Origin of the sequence: Candidatus Neptunochlamydia vexilliferae, from assembly GCF_015356785.1 — a bacterium.
Taxonomy (GTDB): domain Bacteria; phylum Chlamydiota; class Chlamydiia; order Chlamydiales; family Simkaniaceae; genus Neptunichlamydia; species Neptunichlamydia vexilliferae.
In genome coordinates this window covers 1-22,877 of sequence record NZ_JAAEJV010000009.1, presented here as the reverse complement: position 1 = coordinate 22,877, position 22,877 = coordinate 1, and the positions used below count along the sequence as shown (strand labels likewise).

Here is a 22,877-nt window from a genome sequence, read left to right as displayed (position 1 = left end):
TCTCCATATAGTGCAGCGTTATGAAAGTAGCGCTTGTACACGACTGGTTAACGACGATGGGGGGAGCCGAAAAGGTCTTAGAGGCTTTGTTGGAGGTATTCCCCGCAGACCTATTTACTTTAGTGAAAGATCCGAAAGCGGTGGTGGGGACCCCGTTTGAAAAGGCAAAGACCTCCTTTATTCAAAGGCTTCCTCGGGCAAAGAAAAAATACCGCTCCTACCTCCCTTTTTTTCCGATTGCGATTGAGCAATTTGATCTTTCTGGCTATGACCTTGTGATTTCTTCTTCCCATGCTGTTGCAAAGGGAGTTTTGACCCATGCCGACCAGCTCCATATCTGCTACTGCCACACCCCGATGCGCTACGCTTGGGATCTTTATCAGCAATACCTTAGAGAATCAAAGCTTAAAAGTGGTGTAAAGGGGGTGATCGTGAAGGTTTTCCTCCACTACCTGCGGATGTGGGATGCGCAAGCAGCTTCTCGTGTCGATGCCTACGTCGCTAACTCCCACTATGTCGCCCGTCGGATCAAAAAACTCTACGGTGAAGAGGCTGCTGTCATTTATCCTCCCGTTGATGTGGACTATTTTGGGTTTACAGACCAAAAAGAGGACTTTTATCTGACCGCATCTCGGATGGTTCCCTATAAAAAGATAGATCTGATCGTAGAAGCCTTTAGCCAGATGCCTGATAAGAAGCTTGTGGTCATTGGGGACGGGCCTGATATGGAAAAGGTGAAAGGTAAAGCGAAGAAAAATGTGGAAATTCTTGGTTACCAGAATAGGGAAACGCTCCGCTCATACCTTCAGAAAGCCAAGGGTTTTGTCTTTGCTGCGCTTGAGGATTTTGGGATTCTGCCGGTGGAGGCGCAAGGGTGTGGGACCCCGGTCATCGCTTTTGGCAAGGGGGGCGCTCTGGAGACGGTCATTGAGGGTGAAACGGGGCTTTTTTTTCGTGAGCAGACGGTGCCTTCTCTCATTGAGGCGATTGAGGCTTTTGAAAGGAAAAGCTTTGATCCTAAAAGGATCAGAGCCCACGCTGAAACTTTCCGTAAAGAGCGCTTTAAGGAGGAGTTCCAAGCCTTCGTGGAGGATCGGCTAAAATCTCTTGAACTTGTCAGGGATATGCCTTAAAATGGGGGGAGAGGCGATCCTAAATGAAAAAATTACCTATTGGCATTCAGAGTATTGGCAAGATTCTTTCGGGGGGAGACTATGTTTATATCGATAAAACCGGCTTCATTAAGGATCTTTTGGATGAGGGGTCTCCTCACTACTTTATCGCGCGGCCAAGGCGGTTTGGTAAATCTCTTTTCTTGAGCACATTGGAGAAGGTTTTTTCTGGAGGTCGAGAGCTTTTTAAGGGGCTCAAGATCGACAAGAGTGGCTACCAGTGGAAAGAATACCCGGTGGTTCGGTTTGACCTTTCTAAGGTGATTAATCGCTCTTCGGAGGAGTTTGAAGGGGGACTAAAAAGGGCGATCAAGAGAGCTGGGGCGGATAGGGGCGTCTTGGTAGAAACCCCCACCGTTCAGGAGGGACTTGATTGTTTGATCAGCCGTCTTGCAGAGGCAAAAAATAGCAAGGTGGTGGTGTTGATTGATGAGTATGATAAACCGATCATAGACCGCTTGGGTAACCTTGAGATTGCTCAGGAAAATAGAGAGATCTTGAAAGATTTTTTTGCAACGCTAAAGAGTCTGGATGAGTATCTTAAGCTTTCTTTTATCACCGGGGTGAGTAAGTTTTCTCAGGTTTCCATTTTTTCGGGACTCAATAATTTGAACGATATCACCATGGATCCAAAGTATGGGGGAATCATGGGGTATACAGAAGAGGAGCTGAAAGATGCTTTTCAAGACCATATTGAAAAAATGGTTCAAGAAAGGAGCCAAGGGGAAGATGGAACCTCAGAGGAGGCTATTTTAGATGAAGTTCGGAGTTGGTACAACGGCTATCGGTTCTCAAGGAGTGATATTCGTGTTTACAACCCGTTTTCTACGCTCAACTTTATGAGCAAAAAAGAGTCAGCGAGCTATTGGTACAGCACGGGAACTCCTTCTTTTCTGATCGACCAGCTTAAAGGTCATCCTCAATCGATGGTTTCTTTGGATGGAACGACAGCAAAAAAGAATGAACTTATGGATATTAGCTCCTTGGAGAATATCGATTTGGAGGCTTTGATGTACCAAACAGGCTATTTTACCATTAAAGATTATCATCCCATTTCAAAGCGCTACCATTTGGGGATCCCAAATGAAGAGGTGAGAACAGCTTTTATGGATTCCTTGGTGAAACATTTTACAAGCACGGCTGATGTCAGGTCTTCGGAAGTATTTGTAAATGCTTTGGAGAAATATCAGGTAGGCGCTTTATTTGATCATATTAAAGTGGGGCTTTCGAGTTTTGCCTATCAGGCGTTTTCGGGTGCTAAAGAGCGGACCTATCAAGCGATGCTTTTAGCGATGTTACATGGGATGGGGTTTGACCCACTATCGGAGCGATCGACAAATACAGGACGGATCGATGTTGTTTTAGAGATGGCCAAGACGAAATATATTCTCGAGCTTAAGCTGGATGGTTGTGCGGATGGTGCTCTAAAGCAAATCCATCGGAAAGGGTACTTTAAGCCCTATATCAATAAAGGAAAGGATATCGTCATCGTAGGAGCAAACTTTTCCTCAGAGACTCGAAATGTCTCTGAGTGGAAGGGAGAGCTCCTTTCTGAGTCTGGGGAAGTCATTCGAGAGCTTTTCCCTGATTCAGGAGATGATCTAAAGGTTAAATAGATGAAAAAATTACCCATTGGCATTCAGAGTATTGGAAAAATCCTTTCGCAGGGTGACTATGTTTACGTTGATAAAACTCCGTTTATTAAACAGTTGCTGGATGAAGGGTCCCCCTATTACTTTATATCTCGCCCTAGAAGATTTGGTAAGTCGTTGTTTTTAGATACCTTATATGAGGTGTTTTCTGGCAATAAGGAGCTTTTTAAGGGGTGTGGGCTTTATGAGAGTGACTATGACTGGCAAAGCTATCCCGTTGTTTACCTAGATTTTTCGAAAGTTGCGAGTACTACTCCAAATCAGCTGGAAAAATCGTTAAAGGTTCGACTGGAAATCATTGCTAAAGAGCACGGCGTTTCCCTTATTACAGCTGATATCCAAGTTGCACTGGATACGCTAGTTGTAGGGTTGGCAAATAAATACAAAAGTAGGGTAGTCATCTTGATCGATGAGTATGATAAGCCAATCATAAATCGCTTGGAGGATCTCGATATCGCTCGAAAAAATAGGGATATTTTGAGGGACTTTTTTGGAACGATTAAAAGCCTGGACAAACATTTAAAGTTTACATTTATAACAGGGATTAGCAAGGTTTCTCAGGTTTCTCTTTTTTCTTCTCTTAACAATTTAAATGATATTACAATGGATCCAAAATATGCGGGAATCATGGGATATACCGAAGAAGAACTAAGGAAAGCATTTAAAGATCATATTCAACAAGTTGTTCATGAAAAGCGTCAGCAAGATCAGGATGCTTCAGAGGAATCTGTTATAGATGAGGTTCGAAGTTGGTATAACGGTTATCGGTTTTCAAAAAGTGATATTTGTGTCTACAACCCGTTTTCTACGCTTAATTTTATGAGTAAAAGAGATCCTTCAGGCTACTGGTATAGTACTGGAACCCCTTCCTTTCTAATCAATCAAATTAGAAAGCAACCTCAGTTGGTCACCTCTCTGAGGGGGAAGTCGGTTTTAAGAACGACTCTTTCAGACATCAGCAACCTTGACCGGATCCATCTATCTGCGATGATGTTCCAGACGGGCTACTTAACGATAAAGGGCTACAATTCTCAGGAGGATTCTTATCAGCTAGACTTTCCTAATCGAGAGGTTGAGCAAGCTTTTTTTAATTCTCTTATTGAAGAGTTTACAGAAGCTGAGCCTTTAATCATTAAAAGGGCTGCTAAAGAAATTTTCCAAGATATGGAGCTACTTCGCATTGAAGCATTTATCGCGAAAATAAACATCCACTTTTCAAAAGTTGCATACCATCTTTTTAACCAGGCGGATGAGGGGTTCTACCAAGCGGTTTTTTTTACTTTGCTAGAAGTTTCTGGTATCAAAACATTCACTGAAATAGCAACAAATACTGGTCGGATAGATCTTGTTTGTGAGACGCCTAATGCTATCTGTATTTTTGAACTTAAACTTGATATACCCAAACAAGTTCAAGAATTGGGAGTTTGCCAAAGCCAGCGCCCCAAATTTAGATCCCTCGAAGCAGTTCCCTATCGAAGAGATAGGGGCGATGCAGAGAGAGTTAAATGTGGGGATGCTGGCGCAGGCAAAAACCAATTCTTGAACTTGTTTGGGTATCAAACAGCTGATATTGCGTTTAAGCAAGCAGAGGAAAGGAACTATAAAGAAAGGTACTCTCTTGATGGGAAAGATATCTTAGTTCTAGGGGTTAATTTTAGCTCTAAGTCTCGCAGCGTTGCTGACTGGGTGGGGATGCTTTATTCTTCATCAGGAGAACTGAAACAAGCATTCCCTTCCAAAAAAGTGCAAGCAAAAAGAGAATAAGGTTTTTTTGATGCCTAAAAAATCGTTTTTATCTCCTAAAAAGGGGGAGGCTTCTCCCCCTGAGTATACAAAGTTGATCAACTCTTTAAAGGCTAAAATACGGTCTTCCCAAATTAAGGCAGCTTTAGCTGTGAATAGTGAGCTTATTAAGCTATACTGGGAAATTGGTAAAGAAATAGTTGAAAAACAAAAGCAGGAAGGTTGGGGAAGCAAGACCTTGGAAAGGGCAGCTAAAGACCTCCAGAAAGAGTTTCCTGGGATAGAAGGCTTTTCAAGGGCGAATATCTTTAGAATGAAGGCCTTCTTTGCTGCTTATGAAAAAGTCGCACAAACTGTGCGACAATTGAAATCTCTCCCTATTTTTGATATTCCATGGGGGCATAACATTCTTCTCATCCAAAAACTGAAGAATAACAACGAACGCCTTTGGTATGCTTCCAGGAGATCAATATAATGTCAGAAAAACACAAGAAAAAGAAATAGGTTGGTAGTGTGTTGTAAAAAAAGTTTTTTGTCGAAATTAACCCATCTTTTCGGCCCCAGAATTCTTTCAAAATCTCACCTTGTCCATAGACAATGTTCTCGATCTTTCGAGAATACTGGAACCCAAAATCTGGGCGTAATTTCATCCAAAAATTTTTTGTACAACACATTAGTGCTTTATCATAAAAGCTTTTTTTCAGCGCTCTTGTTGAGAAATCTCCTTCCAAAAAAGGTGTGAGCTGATGAAGGCCATTATCTTAGCTGGAGGAAGTGGAACCCGACTCTGGCCCCTTTCTTCTGAAGAGATTCCCAAGCAGTTTCTTTCCTTTGGAAAAGGGGGCTCTCTTTTAGAGCAAACAGTGCGCCGCTTTACAAAAGATCATGCCGTTTTAGTTGTTGGGAGCGAGAAATATGCTCCGATGCTCGAGGAGCAACTAGGCGCCCAGGCGGCGGTTCTTGTTGAACCGGCCACCAAAAGCACCGCTCCTGCCATCCTCCTTGCCCTAAAGCATTTGGTAGAAAATGGAGCCTCAGAGGAAGAGGTTTGTATTGTCTGCCCTTCGGACCACTACTTTGAAAAGGAAGAGGATTTTCTCCACCTTTTGTCTGCAGCAGAAAAGGGAGCCCGCGGTGGAGCGATTGTCACCTTTGGCATTACCCCTACCTATCCCGAAACGGGGTATGGCTACATCAAGACCGAAGAGGGGGAGGTAAAGCGGTTTGTTGAAAAGCCCGACCTCGATACCGCAACCCACCTGCTAGAGGAGGGGAATTACTATTGGAATGGGGGGATTTTTGTTTTTCAAATTAAGACCCTTTTAAAGGAGTTTGAAACCCATGCTCCCGAGTTATTTGCCTGGTTTCAAGGGGACGTTCCTTTTGAAGCCCTTCCCACTATCTCGATCGATCATGCGATTATGGAAAAAACAGAAAACATCCTCCTGATCCCTTACCCTTCTGGGTGGTCTGACCTTGGCTCTTGGGACCGGCTTGAAGAAGCTTTACCTAAAGATGACGCAGGGAACTTTCTTTCGGGCGCTGTCGAAGCGATCGATACCGAAGGATCGATGATTTTTGGCGATGAGATTGTCACCCTTGGGGTCAAAGATCTTGTGGTCATTAAGCGGGGAGGGAAAGTGGTGATCTGTTCGAAAAAGCACTTGCCTCGTCTTTCTGAAACAAAAAGTTACTTAGTAAAAGAAGAGTAAACCACGTTAAGTGGTGGTGCATGTTGTGGTTACTCCCCGCAAAGAGGAAAACATGGATAAGCCCTACAATGGTAATAGGGCTTAGGCGGCGTAGGCGGGTTTGGCTAAAGAAGTAAACCAGAGTAACCACCAAAACCACTATTCCTACAATGCCAAGCTCATAGAGAAGCTCCAAATAGATGTTGTGAGTTAGGATATTGGCTCCAAATCCGTTTCCAAAAAAGACATTGCCATTGAGCTCGACGGCTCCTTTGATCCACTCTGTAAAGCGAACTCCGGTTGACCCATAATTTAAGCTAATCGCCTTTACTCCGTTGATAAAGATCGTGAAGAAATCGATTGAGTAATATTTGAGGATGAAAAGAAAAAGAAGGCAAACGACAGAAAATTGGATGACCACTTTTCGAGCAGATCGAGAGGTCATGCAAAGATAAATGACCGTGACAAGAAAAGAGAGGTAGGCGGCGCGGGTTGTCGTTAAGAGAAGGGCTATAAAAGTAAGAGAAGCAAAAACAAAAAGGAGAAAGCGAGGCTTTTTAGCAAATGCAATGAGAAGGATTGCAAGGACAAAACTTGAGACATTCCCATATTCATTGGGATAAGTGCCGGGAGAAAAGCGGAGAAGTCCCCACCCCATTTGGGTTTCTACAGAATACTTTTGAAGGGTAGCAAAAGAGATTTTTCCCGAATAGTAACCCAAGTAAAAAGTATAACCCATGATTAACGAGATCAAAAAACCTGCTAAATAAAGGCGAATCAGTCGCCCTCGCGCTTTTTCTTCAAGGCAGAAGGCTGCTCCAAACATAAACAGACATTGCGAGACGAAGAGGAAAGCGCGGAAGAGGGGGTAGGCATCTCGATCGACCTCTTTATTATGGGTAAAGTAGGCTGAAATGAGGCAGTAGGCGAGGAAAGGGACAAAGGTAAGGACCGTTTTCCATTGATCGGTTTTTAGGCGGAAGAAAAGAAGGGGCGTTAAGAGGAGGAAGAAGTGGTAGAAGCGGAAGGCATAGGGCATGAAAGAGGGGGTGAGAAGGGTTCCGAGAGGGCCAAAAAAAACAAAACAGTAAATAAGAAAGTATTGGATCTTACGTAAGATGAGCACTGAGGATGCCCGCAAGTTTCATCATGTCGATTGGGTCGGAGTGGCCAAAAACTTTTGCAAGAGCTTTATCGGGAACGATTTGCCGCTTATTATCGGGGTTTTGAAGGTCGTGAGCTTTGATATACTCCCAAACCTTTTTGGTCACTTCGGTGCGAGACATTTCTTTAGCGCCAATAATGGCTTCTAACTCGGGTGAAAGGGAAAGAGGTTTTCCAACAGCTTTTTTTCGGGTGGTTTTCTTTTTGGTCGCTTTTTTCTTTGCAGCGGTTTTCTTCGCTCCCTTTTTCACCTTCTTGACATAGGCGGTTTTCGGGTGGTTTTGGTATTTGATCTCTAGCTCATCCACTTGATTGGCGATCACATCGCAGTCTGGGTAGTTGGAACAGCTAAAGAAGGGTTTTCCCCATCGGCTTTTTCTTTGCCTAATGTCACCATCACATCCAATGGCAGGACATTTGGGGAGGTCATCGGGAAGGGGCTCATCTTTTTTCGGGATGTTGACGATGCCATTACAGTCAGGGTAGCGGGTACATCCAAGAAAGGTTCCAAAGCGGCCGAAGCGGATCTTCATTGGGGAGGAACATTTTGAACAGGGTTGATCCCAGTCAAAGTTTTCGGCGTAATCTTCTTTCTTAAACTCGAGCGCTTCGATCGAAACGGTAAACTTACACTCTGGGTAGTGGGAACATCCGTAGAAGTATTTGTCGCGCGACCAGATCTTTTGGAGTTTGTTTCCACACTTTGGGCAGTTGATATCGGTCATTTCCTTTGGAACAACCGCCTCTTTTTCTGCTTTTTCTAATACGGGGACAAACTTTGTCCAAAACTTGTCTAAGAATTCCTTCCAATCTTGCTTGTTTTCGGCGATTTCATCGAGCTGATCTTCCATTCGCGCGGTGAATCTTATATCCATGACCATCGTGAAATGGGTTTCGAGCATTTGAGCGATGATTTTTCCAAGCTCGGTCGGTTTAAGAGCTAGACGTTCTTTAACGGTATAGGCTCGTCCTTGAATCTTATTCATGATCGAGGCATAGGTAGAGGGGCGGCCAATTCCCGATTTTTCAAGCTCTTTAACAAGGGAAGCTTCTGTGAAGCGGGGGGGAGGTTTGGTAAATGATTGAGTGGGCTCGACTTCAAGGAGATTAAGGGTTTGACCTTCTTTCAAAGGAGGGAGGAGTTTCTCGGCATCTTTTTTGTCGTCATCGACATCTTCCCGCTCTTGGTAGACGGCTAAGAATCCTTTGAACTTGATGATCGACCCGGTGGCACGGAGGGTAAGGTCTTTGTCGGTTTCAATATCGCAAGAGACGGTATCGTAAATCGCGGGGTTCATTTGGGAAGCAAGGAAGCGGCGCCAGATCAAGAGGTAAATCTTATACTGATCAGGGGTGAGGTGAGACTTGATCACATCGGGTGGATGGGTGAGGTTTGTCGGGCGGATCGCTTCGTGGGCATCTTGGGCACTTTTCTTTGAGGTGTAGAAGTTAGGTTTGGAAGGGAGGTACTCTTTTCCGTAGGCCCTATTGATGAGTGTGCGTGCGGCATTGATCGCCTCCATCTCTACGCGGACCGAATCGGTACGCATATAGGTGATCAAACCTTCGGTTCCCTCTGATCCGAGGTCAACCCCTTCGTAGAGACTTTGGGCGATTCCCATGGTTCGTGAAGCGGCAAAGCCATAGTGGCGGCTTGCCTCTTGCTGAAGCGTTGAGGTGATGAAGGGAGGGACAGGACGCCGCTTTTTCTCCTTTTTCTCGACCTTTGCGATCTTGAAGTTGGAGTGTTTGAGCTGAGTGACAAGCTTTTTGGCCTCGATCTCACTCTGAACGGTGACCACATCTTTCCCTTCGACAAGTTCTTTTTCAATCCGCTTCCCTCCAATCGAATGGAGAGTGGCAACAAAGGAGCGCTCTTTTAGATCTCCTTGGAGAGTCGTAGAAATGGTCCAATATTCAATAGGGTTAAAGGCTTCGATCTCTTTTTCCCGATCGACAACAAGCTTAAGAGCTACCGATTGAACCCGTCCTGCAGAAAGGCTGCCTCCCGAACTGCTCCGCTTGATCCGCTTCCAAATGATGGGGGAAATCTTATATCCGACCATTCGGTCAAGGAGGCGGCGGGCTTGCTGGGCATTGACAAGGGATTGGTCGATTTTTCGAGGGTGTTTGAGCGCCTCAGAAACCGCATCTTTTGTAATCGCATTAAAGGTAACCCGCTCCACTTTGGGCCCCTTTGGAAGGATATGAGCAATATGCCAGGCAATCGCTTCCCCTTCACGATCGGGGTCGGGAGATAGGTAAACCGTATCACACTCTTTCGCCGTTTTGCGAAGCTTGGCGATCACATCTTTTTTGTCAGGGAGGTTTTCGTACTCAGGCTCGAACTTGTTCTCGAGATCGATTCCAAACCCTTTTGAGGGCAAATCGCGGATATGACCGACCGATGACTCCACATGATAGGAGCTTCCTAAAAATTTCTTTAGAGTCTTCACTTTCGTGGGAGACTCAACGATAATAAGAGTTTTACCTTTAGCCATAATTGGTCCTTCAGGCTACTGAACCCCTTTATTTATTGCAACCCTACGAGCCAATTGAAAATAATTGATGATCACTTTTTGGTTCTTTTCACAAATTTTGTCGTTTTACTTAAATATCCTACCCTAAAGGGCATGTGAATTTTCATCAAACGGAAAAATTTCCAAAAATTTTCCAAAAATTGATTGGTCAATAATTTTGCAATTGACTCTTATGCGTAAAAATTTTGGTTGAACGGGAATTAGAAATCACATAAGTTACCCAGCTTAAGACCTGTGACAGCCACTTAATGGATACCTGCTTGAATTTTTCTTTTTCTCCAGGTCCAGAGGGGCAAAATGACCCCTACTTTAGGCAAGTATGTGGTCGTTTTGCCCCCTTGAACCTGAAAAAAAATCGAAAATCCCCTCAGGTACCCCTAGGTGGCAGTCAGCAGGTAAGAATTTGATTATAGGAGCCTATTACATGCGACGTTTTTTCTATATTTTGATGTTTACAGGGGTCGGTTTTCTACTGGGATTTGGTGCTTGGAAAATAAAGGCAGAGATCATTGCAAAAAGAGAAGCAAAGAAAAAACATACCGCCTATGCCACTCATCCAGTGACCGAGAATAAAAATTTTGTTATCATTACCTATGCAAAAAATAACGAAAAAACATGTGAGCAAAACTTACTTTCAGCCCTCAACCAGGAATATGAGTCATTTCGGGTCATTTATATCGACGATGGTTCAAAGAAAGAAGCTTTTGCTACGGCGCGCGCCTACATCAGTAATCACGATTTTAATGGGCGAGTTACCCTGATCCAAAATAAAGAAGAAGAGGGGGAAGTAGAAAGCATTTACCGAGCCATTCATTCGTGCAAAAATGATGAGTTAGTTATCCTTTTAGGAGGGGAAGAGTCTTTTGCTCATTCGGGAGTTTTAGCGAAGCTCAACCGCTACTTTGCTGACCCAGACGTTTGGATGACAGCAGCCGAAGAGGTTCGTGTTCCAGCCTACAATAAAAGTATAGGCCCTCTCTTTTACCAAACGTTTTATGCCGGGCTTTTTAAACAGATCAAGCTCCAAGATTTTCTTGAAGAGGGCAAATTTTCTCAGAAAGGATGTGAGAATATCATGACCAGCCCCCTCAAAGCTTTAGCGGGAAAACATGCCTACCACGTTCAAGAACCTTTTTTCCTCTCTCGCAAAGAAAAAAAGATAGAGCTAAGACAAGAAAACTACCACTGCTTGGGTCGAAACCCTTGGCATGACTTTAGCAGAGATGAAGAACTTGTCGATATCGTTATCTTCTCCTATAACCGTCCCCTTCAGCTCTACGCTTTTCTAGAGTCATCGGAGAAATATGTTGAAAATCTTCACAGACAATTTGTGATCTATCGAGTCGGAAATACCCACTATGAAAAGGGGTATGACAAAGTCAAAGAGGCTTTTCCCAATGTGATCTATATTCGTCAATCGATCGAGACCCCTTACGAAGATTTTGCCCCAATGGTTCGGAAGGTGGTTTTTAACCGCGACTTTTCGATTGCCCGCTACGTCACCTTTGCCCTTGATGACCACCTTATCAAAGATCAGATAGACTTGAAGGAAGGGGTTAAGCTGCTAAAGGAGACGGGAGCCCATGGGTTTTACTTCCGCTTAGGGAATAATCTTGATGACCACCCCGAGGAAAGGAAGGTTGAAGTGGAAGAAGGGGTGTATGCTTGGCAATTTTCCAAGATGGAAGGGGAATGGGGAGCCCCTAATTCCGTCCGAATGGCTCTTTTCAAGAAAGAGGACATCCACTCCGACTTTCTCCACATGAAGTTCCATAACCCAAATATTTTGCAAGCACTATGGAATAAGCAAGCAAATTTATTACGAGTTGGGTTATATTATGATCAATCTAAGGTGGTCAGATTACCGCTAAATACTGTCATGGAAAACGAATGGATCCATGCAAAGTCACCAAAGATTTCGACAAAAGATCTTTTAACGACATTCGAGCAAGGGCTGAAAATGGACATTTCTTCCTTAGAGAGATTAGAAAACAAAAAGGTAGAACTTGAAATTAGCCCCCGGTTTGTAAAGCGATGAAAAAAGAAATGATCCTCTTCTTATTCGTTTGCCCCCTGGTCTTTTTTTATATCTTTTCTAGTGAAATTAGAGGGATGAGAACACAAAAGATTCCCCATATCACCCTCCAAGATTCCTTTGAACAATTGGAAGGGCTCGAGACCACAGACTGGAGCTACATTCAAACCAAAAGAGACTATGAGGATCTTGAGTTTTATAAAACCCTTTATGAGAAAAATAAAGACCACCAATTCGATTCCAGCCTCACCCTTAAAATTCCTACAACTGTCCACCTTATTTGGATTGGGCCACGACCATTTCCAATGGGATCGGTCAAAAATATTCGCTCTTGGGTGGCCCACCATCCCGACTGGACTTTTAAATTTTGGACCGACCGCCCTCGCCCTTCCCCCTGCAATAATATGGAAGTTCACTATGTCAAAGATTTTAAATTTGAGTTTTTGAAAGAAAAGTTTGAAGAGTCGACAAATTGGGGAGAAAAAGCAGACCTTTGGCGTTATGAAATTCTCCATCAAGAGGGAGGGGTTTACATCGATCATGATGCAGAGTGTCTCCGCCCCTTTCATAGCTTGCACACAGGGTATGACTTCTATGCCTGCTTAGAAATGCCCCACGAAGGGATTGAAGAGCTCGCCTTGACCGCAGGGATTGGCATTATTGGAGCCCGCCCCCACCATCCTGTTCTTCGAAAGACGATCCAAGTGGCTCTTGACCGGTGGGATGAAGTGACGAAGAGATTTGCCTCAACCGACCCCCTTGCTTTAGCGCGAAGGGTGGCTCACCGCTCCTATATTGCAATGACCTATGCTCTTCGGGATCACTTAGGCGAGCCAGGAAATACCGACATCATTTTTCCCGCCTGCTACTTCTATCCAAAAAGTGGTCTTCCCGGGTTTTACTCCATCCACCACTATGACACCTCCTGGCATGATAACTTTGAGTCAGAAGAAGATAAATACTACACTAGGGCGCTCTGTAAGCTCAGGAGTCGAGATGCCAAGATCTTAAGAGTAGAGCTTTTAAGTTTGCTGGTAATCATCGCCTCTTTTATCATATACGTTCTTATGAGCAGACAAGTCAGAGGTAAACAATGAGATTGCTAATCCTTTCCCTTTTACTCCTATTTGCAGGATGTGAAAAACAGAGTCAAATGAAGCAAACAGATGACTTCAACACCCTCATGGGAGCAGAAAAGAGTGTTTGGCAGTTTATCAAAACCCATGAAGACTATGAAAACATCCACAGCTTGCGCGAGCTTTACGAAAAAAACAAAGACCTTCAGTTCCTCAAGACAGATCAGATAAAAATTCCCAAGGTGATTCACTTTATTTGGTTGGGGCCTAACCCCTTTCCCAAAGAGTCACTTGATAATGTGAAATCATGGGTCGAACACCATCCCGATTGGACCTTTAAGTTTTGGACCGATAGAAGACGGGCCCTGCCTCATAGGAAAATGGAGCTTAAGTTTATTTCCGATTTTAAGTTTCAGAAACTGAAAACTCACTTCGAAGCTTCTGATAACTACGCCGAAAAATCAGATCTCATGCGTTACGAACTTCTTTATCAAGAAGGGGGGCTTTACGTCGATCACGACGTCAAATGTTTCAACCCTTTTGATTCTTTTAACGAAAGCTTTGACCTCTATTGTGGGATAGAAACACCGCATGAGCCGATCATCAGTAGCTCGGTTAGCGTTTGTAATAATGTGATTGGCTCTCGACCAGGGCATCCTGTCTTGAAGCGGTGTATTGATCTCATAGAATCTCGGTGGGATACCTATTCATTGGCCTATCCCGGTAATGACAAAGAGTCGATCATCTATCGGGTCGCTCACCGTACCTTTGCCCCATTTGACATGGCAGTACGAGAACTTGGTGGAAAAGGAGAAAATAAAGATATCGCCTTTCCCGCCGCTTATTTTAACCGAATCGATGAAGACTTTGCCCTCTTTGCTCACCACTACTACGCCTCCACATGGTTTGCCGATGAAACCAAGTTTGAAAGAAATGTCCGCCGTCGCCTCATCTCCATTTCCCGCAAGAACAACCAGATCCTCCTCTTCAATGGGGTCATCCTTTCGGCAAATGTTCTCCTTTTCGCCTGCCTCTTCTTTCAATACCGCACAATTAGACGGAAAGAATGCTCGGAAAAGAAAAACTCAAAGAATTAGGCGAAGCAGGGATCATCGCTGGTCCAGATGAGTCAGAAGAGGCCTTTGTAAAGCGGCTTTACATCCTAAAAAAAACCGCTCCCAGTCAGCTCCTTAAGGGGTATACCATTCACCCTTGGGAAGGGGATTTTGAAAAGCTTTTGGGCGCCAGGCCCGATTGGATTCCTCTCACCTATTCCAATCGGAAACTTCTCCCCTGGCAAGGGGCCGTGCTTTGGGTTTTCGATCACAAAATCCCCCTCATCCAACTCCGTAAAGGGTTTAAAAAAGGGAAGTTTCTCCTCTATTCATGCGAAGAAGTTCTCTTGCATGAGACCATCCATGCCCTCCGCGCCTCTTTTGAGGAACCCAAGTATGAGGAGATCTTGGCCTATGCCCATTCGAAGTCAAAATGGCGACGGTTTTTAGGCCCTCTCTTTCGTAAACCCAGCCATGCACTTTTTTTTATCTCCCTTATTTTTATCTGCTTGCTCATTCAAGGGAGTTCCCTCCTCTTTCTCGATTCCCCCTTCCTTCCCTACCTTCAGTTCTTAAGTCTGGTCCCTTGTGTTGACTTGGCTTTACGTGGAGCGACCCTAGTCAAGGATCGTCGCCTCCTCAAAAAAACACTCGAAAAAATTTCCCAGCTTTTTCCCAAACAAGCAAATCCTTTTCCCGTTGCTCTTCGTCTTAAAGATTCTGAGATCCAAAAGTTTGCAACTGATTCTGTTGAGCAGGTCCTCACCTATATCGAAGAGCAGGTTCCCCGTTCTGTCCGTTGGCGACAGATTCTCGCCCAATTTGGTTGACATCCCCTCCACTCTTAGTTATTCAAACTATTAGGGGAGTGTAACGAAGTGAAAATGCTAAAAAAAGAAAAGTCATTAATAAAAAGGTTTTTTATTCTTTTTATTATACTATTGCTGCCGACTTTCTTTATCAGGGAATATCGGATTATCAAGTCGAAAAAGGACATGAGGATCCTTCCTGCCGAAGACTTTTACTGCTTTGAGGTTGCTGATTACCAGGGTAAGTCTTTTACCTTTATTGTTTTGACCCACAATAATGTCGATTCGATCGAGCAAAACCTTGAGACGATCCTCTCTCAAGACTATGAGGATTTTCGTGTTTGCTATCTTGACCTCGCCTCCAGCGATGGAACAGCAGAGATTTTAAGAGAGCGGGTAGGCGAAAAGGTGAACCTTGTTGAGTGTCAAAAAGACTATGAGCTTTACGAGGCTTACTATAATATTGTCTTAAACTGTCCCGACGACCAGGTCATTGTCCATCTTTATGGGACCGATTGGCTTGCTCATAACGATGTTCTCTCTTGTCTTTCCCACTCCTATACCAATCCTGATGTGTGGCTTGCTTATGGGCAATACCTCGATTACCCCAGCTACCAAAAAGGAGTTCATAACCCCAAGCCTAAAAAGACCCTCTATAAAAAGAGGGTGCAGCGGGCTCCTTGGGTCATGGCTCCTCTCAAGACGTTTTATGCAGGTCTTTTCAAAAAGCTCCATGTTGAAGCAGGCTTCTTCCTTTCGATCGAAAATGAAAATGCCCTCCTCATGCCGATGGTTGAACTTGCAAAGGCCCATGTCCGTTTCATCCCCAATGTTCTCTTCATCCATAATAAAAATAGTGGCAGGGTCAGAAAGAGTCGCCGCCTTGCTTTCATGGCAGACCAGGTCGAAAAAACCCTTTCGAAAAAGATGGTGGATCTGATGATCCTTTCAGAAAACACTCCTCAGGATCTAGAAAAGTGTCTTAAATCTTGCCAAAGCAAGCTAAAAGGGGTTGCCGATATTCATGTGATCTACCGCTTTATAGAGAAGACTTACCTGGGTTACGAGAAAGTGAAGCGCAAGTTTCCCAAGGTCCACTTTGCTCACCCACTCGAATATGGAGAAGAGACCTTTAAGCAAACCGTGATCCAATCACTTTGGGGAAGCAAAGGTTCTGCCCCTTATGTTCTCCTCTCTACCGATCAGGTGAAGGTCACCGATCCGATTTTTCTCCCCACTTGTGTTAAAGCCATGCGCAAAGCGCATGCTTATGGCTTTTTCTTTCCTCTTGGCAAGGAGGGGAAAGGGCCCATTCGACAAGGGATTTACTATTGGAACATCCGCAACCAAACAGCCGCCGCTCTTCAAATGGGGCTTTATCGCCGTCTTGATCTTGAGCAAGACCTTAAAGCGCTACAGTTTGGGTCTCTTCAAGAGTTGATGGAAAGATGGGCGGGGCAAGCTGCAGGAGACCGCCTAGGTCTTTGCTTTGAAGAAGCTAAAGCAGGATAAAATATTTTTGCCTGCATTGATGGGAATGAGGCTCCTCATTCAGCGGGTTGACAGAGCACTAGTGCTCTGTCAACCCTAAAATTAAGGATAGATTGGTTGAGATTTTTGTTGGCTGGTAAAGTGTGGAGATCGAATCTAAACTTTTATAAGTTTGTGAGATCGAACACGAAGCCAGCCGGGAAAAGATAAATCAAGATATCCTAATTCTTAGGGTTGACAGAGCACTAGCTTTAGTTTTCTCCAGGCAAAATACCTGGTAATGGAGCTCAGTACACGACAACTTTTGGAGTCAATGGACTGCTGCGGCTTCAACAGATGTCCTTGCTTCCTTACCAATAGCAATTTGGCTATGGGACTCATCATTCAAAAAAATCTGGTTTTGCCTCGCTTGCTCTTCGCTCTCCAAAAATTGCCGTGTGCTGAGCCTGAATGCTTACATCTTTTTTAGCTTCTGTTAATTGACCTAAAGGGCCTTTTTGAAAAAACAGTGTCTCATGAACCCAAATAGGAATATCTTTCGTTAAATTTTTGCTAAGCTTTTCTCCTACTTTTTCATTGGGAACGTAAATTGCTTTAATCCATTTAGAAGCTACTTTTTTAGGTACCAGGGCTTCTGCTTGTCTGGCTGCTTTCCATATTGTTCTGTATGAGTAACTTTGACTTCTATATGCATAAAAAGGATTTTTAAGAGCTCTCATCACCTCGCGACTAAAGCAGGCCTTTTTGGCTGACTGAAATTGGGCGATGTTTAATGCAGCATTTACGTTGCTAACAATAGCTTCAGGTTTACGAAGGACTGCAATGTCAATAGATAAAACACAAAGTTGTTTTTTCTTTAGCTTTAATGCAAGCATCATTCCATTATGTGCATTGAAGTAAAGGTTAACATATTCATGGAGTATTAATTGTTTTTTGTTATACTTCTCTCGACTATTATTGGGGATATATTTATAGGATCTATTTTTTTGAACACTTGGGTTTGATATATCTTCATGTTTTATTGTTTCTGCCAGTTTATGGCAGAGGATCCCCTTTTCAAGTATTGAGGCTACATTTTCAATCGGTGTGATAAAGTGTAGCTCTTTAAAATGATGCTTTAGGCTTTCATTATTGCATTTATAATTTAAACTAAACATTAAAAATCCTTTTTGTTTTATAAAAACTAGCTTTTTTTGTTTGATATGTCAATTGTTAAAAACATTTTTATTTAGTAATAAAATTATTATTGATAATAATTAATATTTAACGTCTTTATCTAAAGGCACTTAGGTGGTAAAAAAAATGAGAAACGAGAAAAAACTTGAATTTTAAAGTTTATCTATTTAAAAATGAGAATGTTGTTTTTTTATTTAAAGGAGAAAAATGAGTGCTCTAACTAACATTTATTGCTTGGTTACTAGAAGTGAACTTTCAACGTATCAAAAAAATGGGGTGAGCTATAAATCTTCGGCTAACCAACAAGTAAGAATTCCCCCTAACGAGTACTGTAAAGCCGAAGAGTGTGTTCGTCTTATTTTTGATCCCATAAAACATGTAAAAGAGTTAAAGATTGACCCGAAAAAAATTTGCATTGTTCAGGTAGATGAAAAAATTAAAAAATCAAATGATTTATTCTATATTAAAAATTTTGGGTACTTAAAAAGAATACTTGTATCACCTAACTTCATTAGTCAGATTTATGTTGTTTCTTCTTTGGATAATAATAAACTAGAGCCCTTTTGTAGTGTAAAAATTTTGAAGGGGAATCTTTTTAATTCAAAAATGCAAACATATGTAAACGCTGTTAATTGCGTTGGAGTCATGGGGAAAGGGATTGCGCTAGCTTTTAAAAAAAAATATCCCGATATGTTTGCAGACTATAAGAAGCGCTGCAGTAAAAAGGAGCTTAAGTTAGGTACCCTTCACTACTATGAAACTTCAGATGGCAAGGGTATTTTAAATTTTCCAACCAAAGGGCACTGGAGAGAAAAATCGAAGTTAAATTCTATCAAAATGGGGCTCGATTACTTGGTTAAAAACAAGGGTCTTCTTGGAGTTAGCTCAATTGCTTTTCCTGCCTTAGGATGTGGAAATGGGGGACTGCAATGGAGTCAGGTTGAACCGATCCTTAAAGAGTATGCGCAAAAGCTTAATATGCCCGTTGAAATTTATGCTCCATATTAACCAGAGTGGCGCCGAAGGAACTTCCTCTCCTTGTTCATTTGACATTAGTGGCACTCCGGGGTTTAAGGTTAACGGACTCTTAGGGCTGTATCGACCTCTTTCTGAGAGATGCTGGTTCAATCCTGAGTTCTTTCCGATACTTTGCAACGGTCCGCCTGGCACACTGGATCCCTTGAGCCTGAAGCTCTTGTGAAAGGGCTTGATCAGATAGAGGTTCTTTTTCCTTTGCGATGAGTTGTAAGAGAAGGTGCTTCACATCTTGGTTGGGGTTAAAGAAATCCCGCAGTTTTAAAAGCCCACATGGAGTGGCAGCCGCCTTATGACTAATAGCGCGTGTTATGGTTGATTCGCTAAGATCCAAAGCTTTAGCAACAGAGCACATGGTCATTGGGGTGGGGGTATCGGTGATGCCTTCAAAATAATCGCGCTGCGTCTTTAAGAGGTAGAGGGCAATCTTTTCGAGAGTTCTCTTTCTTTGGTCTAAATTGCGCATCAGCCACTTAGCTCCTGTTAAATACCCTTTCATCGCCTCTGTTGAAGGCGAAATTTGTAAGGAGGGAAGGTGGACCTCCACACCCCATGTCTCTTCTTCTTTTTGTATCGTGATGTCTGCAGCCAAAAAGGGATTAACCTCTTGGTGAAACTGTCTTCCTGGAAAAGGGTTTAAAGGGCGAAGCTCCTTAATAACAAGCTCCTTGACCTCTTTAAGAGTGAGGTTCAATCTTTTTGCAATCACCGCCCACCGCTTATGGAGAAGATCTTCATAGTGGTTCTTTACAATGCGGTAGGGACCACTTTTTTCTTTACCGGCCAGCTGAATAAGGAGCGCCTCTTGGGTATTTCGAGCGCCTAGTCCTAAAGGCTCAATCTGATGGAACTTTTTTAGAACCGTCTTTAACCCTTCGAGCTCTTTTTCACTTAAGGTTAAAAAACCATTCCTATCAAGTGAGCCAGCAATGAGTTGCGCCTTTTCTTTTTCCTCATCGGTCTCAAAGTGGAGAGGAATTTCTCCAAGTAAATATTCATAAAGGGTCGGCTCATCTTTTATGAGAGAAGGATTGAATTCAGAAGGGGGCAGCTCCTTCATTTCAAGAAGGGGATTTTGATCGACCTCCCTTTCAAGCCAATCGGTTAGCTCAAGAGTAGGCATCGCCAAAACATGAAACGCCTGTTCCATGGCAGGGCTTATGATCAGCCGCCCTTCTTGTTTAACACTCTGTCTGAGATCCATGTTTCCCCCTGCTTGTCATATATCACCGAAAAATTTTTCTTGCAAAAAAGAATTAAACTCTTAAACTGGTGTCTGTAACCTTTTTTCAGTGGGGAAAACGAGGTATCTAATGACTTTACTGCCACTATCAACGCTCATTTTCACTCTCCTGGCTGGAGGAGATATTCTAGATGGTCCTACAAGCGATACAAAAGGGGATATTATCAGTCGCTATCAAGGATACGATATAGAAGAGACAGAGGATGAGGTAGATGAAGATGACTCTTCTGAAGAAGAAGAGGCTTAATCGATGCAGATCTTGAACTTGGCATACTTGCCAACCAAAGAGCGTGTAGTCTGTGATTCGATAAACTCCACATCGTAGGTGAGCCCTAACGATGTTTGGTAAGACTTTTTAACGATTCCCTTTCCAAAATCTTTATGAAAAACGACGGTTCCTACTCGGAACCCCGATTCTTCTACCCAGTCTTTATCTTCTTCGACCTCTTCACTGAGCCGATTAAGGAAGTGCTCCGGCACTTCGCTTAAGAAGCGGGAAGGACACATCACCTTAGAGATCCCCCACATAAATCGGTAGGTCGAAGCGGTTAGATAAAGGTACCGCTTGGCGCGGGTCATTCCCACATAGCAAAGACGCCGCTCCTCTTCAAGCGCTTCAAGGGAATCTTTAGCGTTAATATGGGGGAAAAGATCTTCTTCCATCCCTACAACAAAAGTGAGGGTAAACTCAAGCCCCTTTCCATTATGGAGGGTCATGAGCCGCACCGAGTCGTGAGCCGGGGTTTCATCGAGCCCAGACTTTAACGAAAGCTCCTCTAAAAACTGGATGAGGGTGGGGTTTTCCCGCTCCTGGCTCCACTCAGCCCCCTTACTAATGAGCGCTTCGAGGTTACTTTTCCGATCTTCTAAGCTTTCAGGGTCTTCTCTCAAAACTCTTTCATAACTAGAAAGCTCAATCGCTTTTTGCACAAGCTCTTCGATGGGACGTTCTTCTTTGACAAGCGTTTTAAGCTCTTCGATCACTCCAAGATAATCCTTCAGTCCCTCTTCGACCCGCTTGGTCAATTTGAGGGTAGTGATTTCTCGGTTAAGAAGCTTTCGGACAAGGGCCAGGATGGGGAGCGCTGTTTCCTCTGCCGCTTCACGGAGCTTCACCAAGGTGGTATTTCCAATTCCCCGCTTTGGCAAATTAACCGTCCGTGCAAAGGCCAAAAAGTCAGAGTCGGAGACAACCATCCGGAGAAGAGCCAAAATATCTTTGATCTCTTTCCTTTGATAAAAAGAGAGCCCACCAAAAATGACGTAGGGGATTTGCTCCCTTAAAAAAGAATCCTCAAAGGTGCGCGACTGAGAGTTCGTGCGGTAAAAGATCACACACTCTCTTAGTGGAATATGTTCTTCACGGGTCCTTCGAATCAGCTCTTCGACAACAAACTGCGCCTCTTGTCGCTCATTGGGAGCAATATAGACCCCAATCTTTTCCCCAGCGCCGAGATCGCTCCACAGCCGCTTTTCATACCGTCCCTCATTGTGGTTGATCAGCCCGTTTGCCGCCTCCAAAATATTCGACGTACTCCGATAGTTTTGTTCGAGGGAAATGACCTGCGCCTTTTCATAATCCTTTTCAAACTCCAAAATATTTTGGATATTAGCCCCCCGCCATGAATAGATCGACTGATCGGGATCTCCCACCACAAACAAGTTGTTGTGCTTTTCCACTAAAAGCTTCGTCATAAAATACTGGGCTGCATTGGTATCCTGGTACTCATCGATCAAAACAAACGACCACCGCTTCTGATAGTGTTCGAGAGTTTCTTTAGACTCTCGAAAGAGTTTGACCGTCAAGTAAAGAAGGTCATCAAAGTCAAGGGCATTGTATTCTTTAAGCTTTTCCTGGTAGGCGATGAAGACATCTTTCAAAATCTGATCGGTCCGCGACCGAAAGTCCCCCTCCAAATCATTTGGCGTCAATAAATCGTTCTTTGCATTAGAGATCGCCACCTTAATTGACTTCAGGAGTCCCTTCTCATTTTTGCAGCCCATCGCTGCCAAACAGTTTTTCATGAGCTGCAGGCTGTCATTTTCATCATAGATTGCAAAGTCATTCCGGTAGCCAAGGGCGCTGATCGACTCACGCAAAATCCGTGCTCCCAATGAGTGGAAGGTCGAAACGAGGACATACTGTTGGGTCATTTCCTGAACCCGTGTCCGCATCTCATCAGCCGCTTTATTGGTGAAAGTGAGGGCTAAGATTTCTGCTGAGGGAACGCCTACCTGGAGCAAATTGGCAATGCGGCAGGTAACGACGCGGGTCTTTCCCGAACCTGCTCCTGCAAGGACCAGCATTGGTCCTTCCATGTGCTCTGTGGCAATCTTCTGCTGGGGGTTTAAACTTACCATAGCAAACACGATACCATGGTAAGGAAAAGGAGGCAACCTGCTCCTATATTTGTAGCAAGTGATCAATCTTTGGCTTAAGATCTTCTAAAACACTTGTGAGCGGTGGGAGATGATCGACAAGCGAGCCAAGCGATTGGTCCCAGGTTGTTTTAGCGCTTGAGACCATGATATCTTGGAAAAAATCTTCAACGTGAATGAAAATCACTTCTTTACCCAAACATTTTTTAAGTAAATGTGTCTTCATCAAAATATCGATGCGGATACCCCTTCCTTTAGGGAGGGGAGGAAGCATCGCTCCTTTTTAGATTGTTTAATTTGTAGCCATGGTTTAAAATAGCTTGTATGAAACGAACCATTTCTCTTAAGTTGACCCTTTCCGATAAAGATTTTGAGATCCTTTTGGAAACGCAAAAGTGTTTCAGCCGAGGCTGTAATGCAATTGCTCTTCAAGCTAAAGAAAAGCGGTGTTGGAACCATGTCGCTCTCCATAACTTTTGCTATTCTAAAATAAGAGAAGAAATTCCGCAACTGGGCTCTCAAATGGTGTGCAACGCCCTTAGGAAAGTATGTGGAAGCTATAAAGCACTTAAAATTAAAAAAGGTCAAGAAGTTCCCGAGATTTCGTTTAAAGAAA

At 43.5% G+C, this 22,877-nt stretch carries 18 protein-coding genes and 1 pseudogene; 13 read left to right on the top strand and 6 right to left on the bottom strand.

Going from position 1 to position 22,877, the window contains the following annotated elements; genetic code table 11:
* Positions 1-20 precede the first annotated feature (20 nt).
* The 5 genes from NEPTK9_RS02975 to NEPTK9_RS02955 all read left to right on the top strand — a co-directional run bounded on the left by NEPTK9_RS02975 (position 21) and on the right by NEPTK9_RS02955 (position 6,279).
* Positions 21-1,133, top strand: a complete 1,113-nt coding sequence (locus tag NEPTK9_RS02975; RefSeq protein WP_194847344.1) for a glycosyltransferase family 4 protein — start codon at positions 21-23, stop codon at positions 1,131-1,133.
* Positions 1,134-1,156: 23 nt separating this feature from the next.
* Positions 1,157-2,788 (top strand): ATP-binding protein, encoded by a 1,632-nt coding sequence (locus NEPTK9_RS02970; protein ID WP_194847343.1) that lies wholly within the window; start codon positions 1,157-1,159, stop codon positions 2,786-2,788.
* Positions 2,789-4,588, top strand: a complete 1,800-nt coding sequence (locus NEPTK9_RS02965) for an ATP-binding protein (RefSeq protein WP_194847342.1) — start codon at positions 2,789-2,791, stop codon at positions 4,586-4,588.
* A 10-nt stretch (positions 4,589-4,598) separates the two neighbouring features.
* Positions 4,599-5,042 (top strand): DUF1016 N-terminal domain-containing protein, encoded by a 444-nt coding sequence (locus NEPTK9_RS02960; protein WP_194847341.1) that lies wholly within the window; start codon positions 4,599-4,601, stop codon positions 5,040-5,042.
* Between the two features lie 271 nt (positions 5,043-5,313).
* Positions 5,314-6,279 carry a mannose-1-phosphate guanylyltransferase gene (locus NEPTK9_RS02955; protein ID WP_194847340.1) on the top strand — a complete coding sequence of 322 codons (966 nt, stop codon included), beginning with the start codon at positions 5,314-5,316 and terminating at the stop codon, positions 6,277-6,279.
* Here the strand turns inward: NEPTK9_RS02955 and NEPTK9_RS02950 are convergent.
* Positions 6,191-7,384, bottom strand: a complete 1,194-nt coding sequence (locus NEPTK9_RS02950) for an O-antigen ligase family protein (protein ID WP_194847339.1) — start codon at positions 7,382-7,384, stop codon at positions 6,191-6,193. The genes NEPTK9_RS02955 and NEPTK9_RS02950 overlap by 89 nt on opposite strands.
* The gene (topA, locus tag NEPTK9_RS02945; protein WP_194847338.1) at positions 7,368-9,923 is read right to left on the bottom strand and encodes a type I DNA topoisomerase; all 2,556 of its coding nucleotides are present in this window, start codon (positions 9,921-9,923) and stop codon (positions 7,368-7,370) included. Before topA ends, NEPTK9_RS02950 begins: the two co-directional genes overlap by 17 nt.
* Positions 9,924-10,386: 463 nt before the next feature.
* On the opposite strand from topA, the gene NEPTK9_RS02940 reads away from it, so the two are divergent.
* The 5 genes from NEPTK9_RS02940 to NEPTK9_RS02920 all read left to right on the top strand — a co-directional run bounded on the left by NEPTK9_RS02940 (position 10,387) and on the right by NEPTK9_RS02920 (position 16,449).
* Positions 10,387-12,000, top strand: a complete 1,614-nt coding sequence (locus NEPTK9_RS02940; protein ID WP_194847337.1) for a glycosyltransferase family 2 protein — start codon at positions 10,387-10,389, stop codon at positions 11,998-12,000.
* Positions 11,997-13,094, top strand: a complete 1,098-nt coding sequence (locus NEPTK9_RS02935) for a glycosyltransferase family 32 protein (RefSeq protein WP_194847336.1) — start codon at positions 11,997-11,999, stop codon at positions 13,092-13,094. The genes NEPTK9_RS02940 and NEPTK9_RS02935 overlap by 4 nt, the downstream gene beginning before the upstream one ends.
* Positions 13,091-14,170, top strand: coding sequence for a glycosyltransferase family 32 protein (locus NEPTK9_RS02930; RefSeq protein WP_194847335.1), 1,080 nt, complete (start codon positions 13,091-13,093; stop codon positions 14,168-14,170). The genes NEPTK9_RS02935 and NEPTK9_RS02930 overlap by 4 nt, the downstream gene beginning before the upstream one ends.
* Positions 14,140-14,958, top strand: coding sequence for a hypothetical protein (locus NEPTK9_RS02925; protein ID WP_194847334.1), 819 nt, complete (start codon positions 14,140-14,142; stop codon positions 14,956-14,958). The genes NEPTK9_RS02930 and NEPTK9_RS02925 overlap by 31 nt, the downstream gene beginning before the upstream one ends.
* Positions 14,959-15,123: 165 nt before the next feature.
* Positions 15,124-16,449, top strand: coding sequence for a glycosyltransferase family A protein (locus NEPTK9_RS02920; RefSeq protein ID WP_194847333.1), 1,326 nt, complete (start codon positions 15,124-15,126; stop codon positions 16,447-16,449).
* A gap of 359 nt (positions 16,450-16,808) precedes the next feature.
* On the opposite strand, the gene NEPTK9_RS02915 is transcribed toward NEPTK9_RS02920, so the two are convergent.
* Positions 16,809-17,585 (bottom strand): DarT ssDNA thymidine ADP-ribosyltransferase family protein, encoded by a 777-nt coding sequence (locus NEPTK9_RS02915; protein ID WP_194847332.1) that lies wholly within the window; start codon positions 17,583-17,585, stop codon positions 16,809-16,811.
* A gap of 226 nt (positions 17,586-17,811) precedes the next feature.
* Here NEPTK9_RS02915 and NEPTK9_RS02910 point away from each other — a divergent pair, with 226 nt between their 5' ends.
* Complete coding sequence (locus tag NEPTK9_RS02910; protein ID WP_194847331.1) at positions 17,812-18,612, top strand: macro domain-containing protein; 801 nt, start codon at positions 17,812-17,814, stop codon at positions 18,610-18,612.
* Positions 18,613-18,691: 79 nt separating this feature from the next.
* On the opposite strand, the gene NEPTK9_RS02905 is transcribed toward NEPTK9_RS02910, so the two are convergent.
* Positions 18,692-19,843 carry an RNA polymerase factor sigma-54 gene (locus NEPTK9_RS02905; protein ID WP_194847330.1) on the bottom strand — a complete coding sequence of 384 codons (1,152 nt, stop codon included), beginning with the start codon at positions 19,841-19,843 and terminating at the stop codon, positions 18,692-18,694.
* Positions 19,844-19,952: 109 nt separating this feature from the next.
* Here NEPTK9_RS02905 and NEPTK9_RS02900 point away from each other — a divergent pair, with 109 nt between their 5' ends.
* Positions 19,953-20,129: a hypothetical protein gene (locus NEPTK9_RS02900; RefSeq protein WP_194847329.1), complete on the top strand. Its 177-nt coding sequence runs from the start codon at positions 19,953-19,955 to the stop codon at positions 20,127-20,129.
* Here NEPTK9_RS02900 and NEPTK9_RS02895 read toward each other — a convergent pair.
* Positions 20,126-22,243 (bottom strand): ATP-dependent helicase, encoded by a 2,118-nt coding sequence (locus tag NEPTK9_RS02895; protein WP_194847328.1) that lies wholly within the window; start codon positions 22,241-22,243, stop codon positions 20,126-20,128. The two genes, NEPTK9_RS02900 and NEPTK9_RS02895, sit on opposite strands and share 4 nt — an antisense overlap.
* 43 nt (positions 22,244-22,286) lie before the next feature.
* Positions 22,287-22,535 carry a hypothetical protein gene (locus NEPTK9_RS02890; RefSeq protein WP_194847327.1) on the bottom strand — a complete coding sequence of 83 codons (249 nt, stop codon included), beginning with the start codon at positions 22,533-22,535 and terminating at the stop codon, positions 22,287-22,289.
* A gap of 50 nt (positions 22,536-22,585) precedes the next feature.
* Between NEPTK9_RS02890 and NEPTK9_RS02885 the strand changes: the two are divergent.
* Positions 22,586-22,877 (top strand): annotated as a pseudogene (locus tag NEPTK9_RS02885) (RNA-guided endonuclease TnpB family protein); the annotation flags it as partial.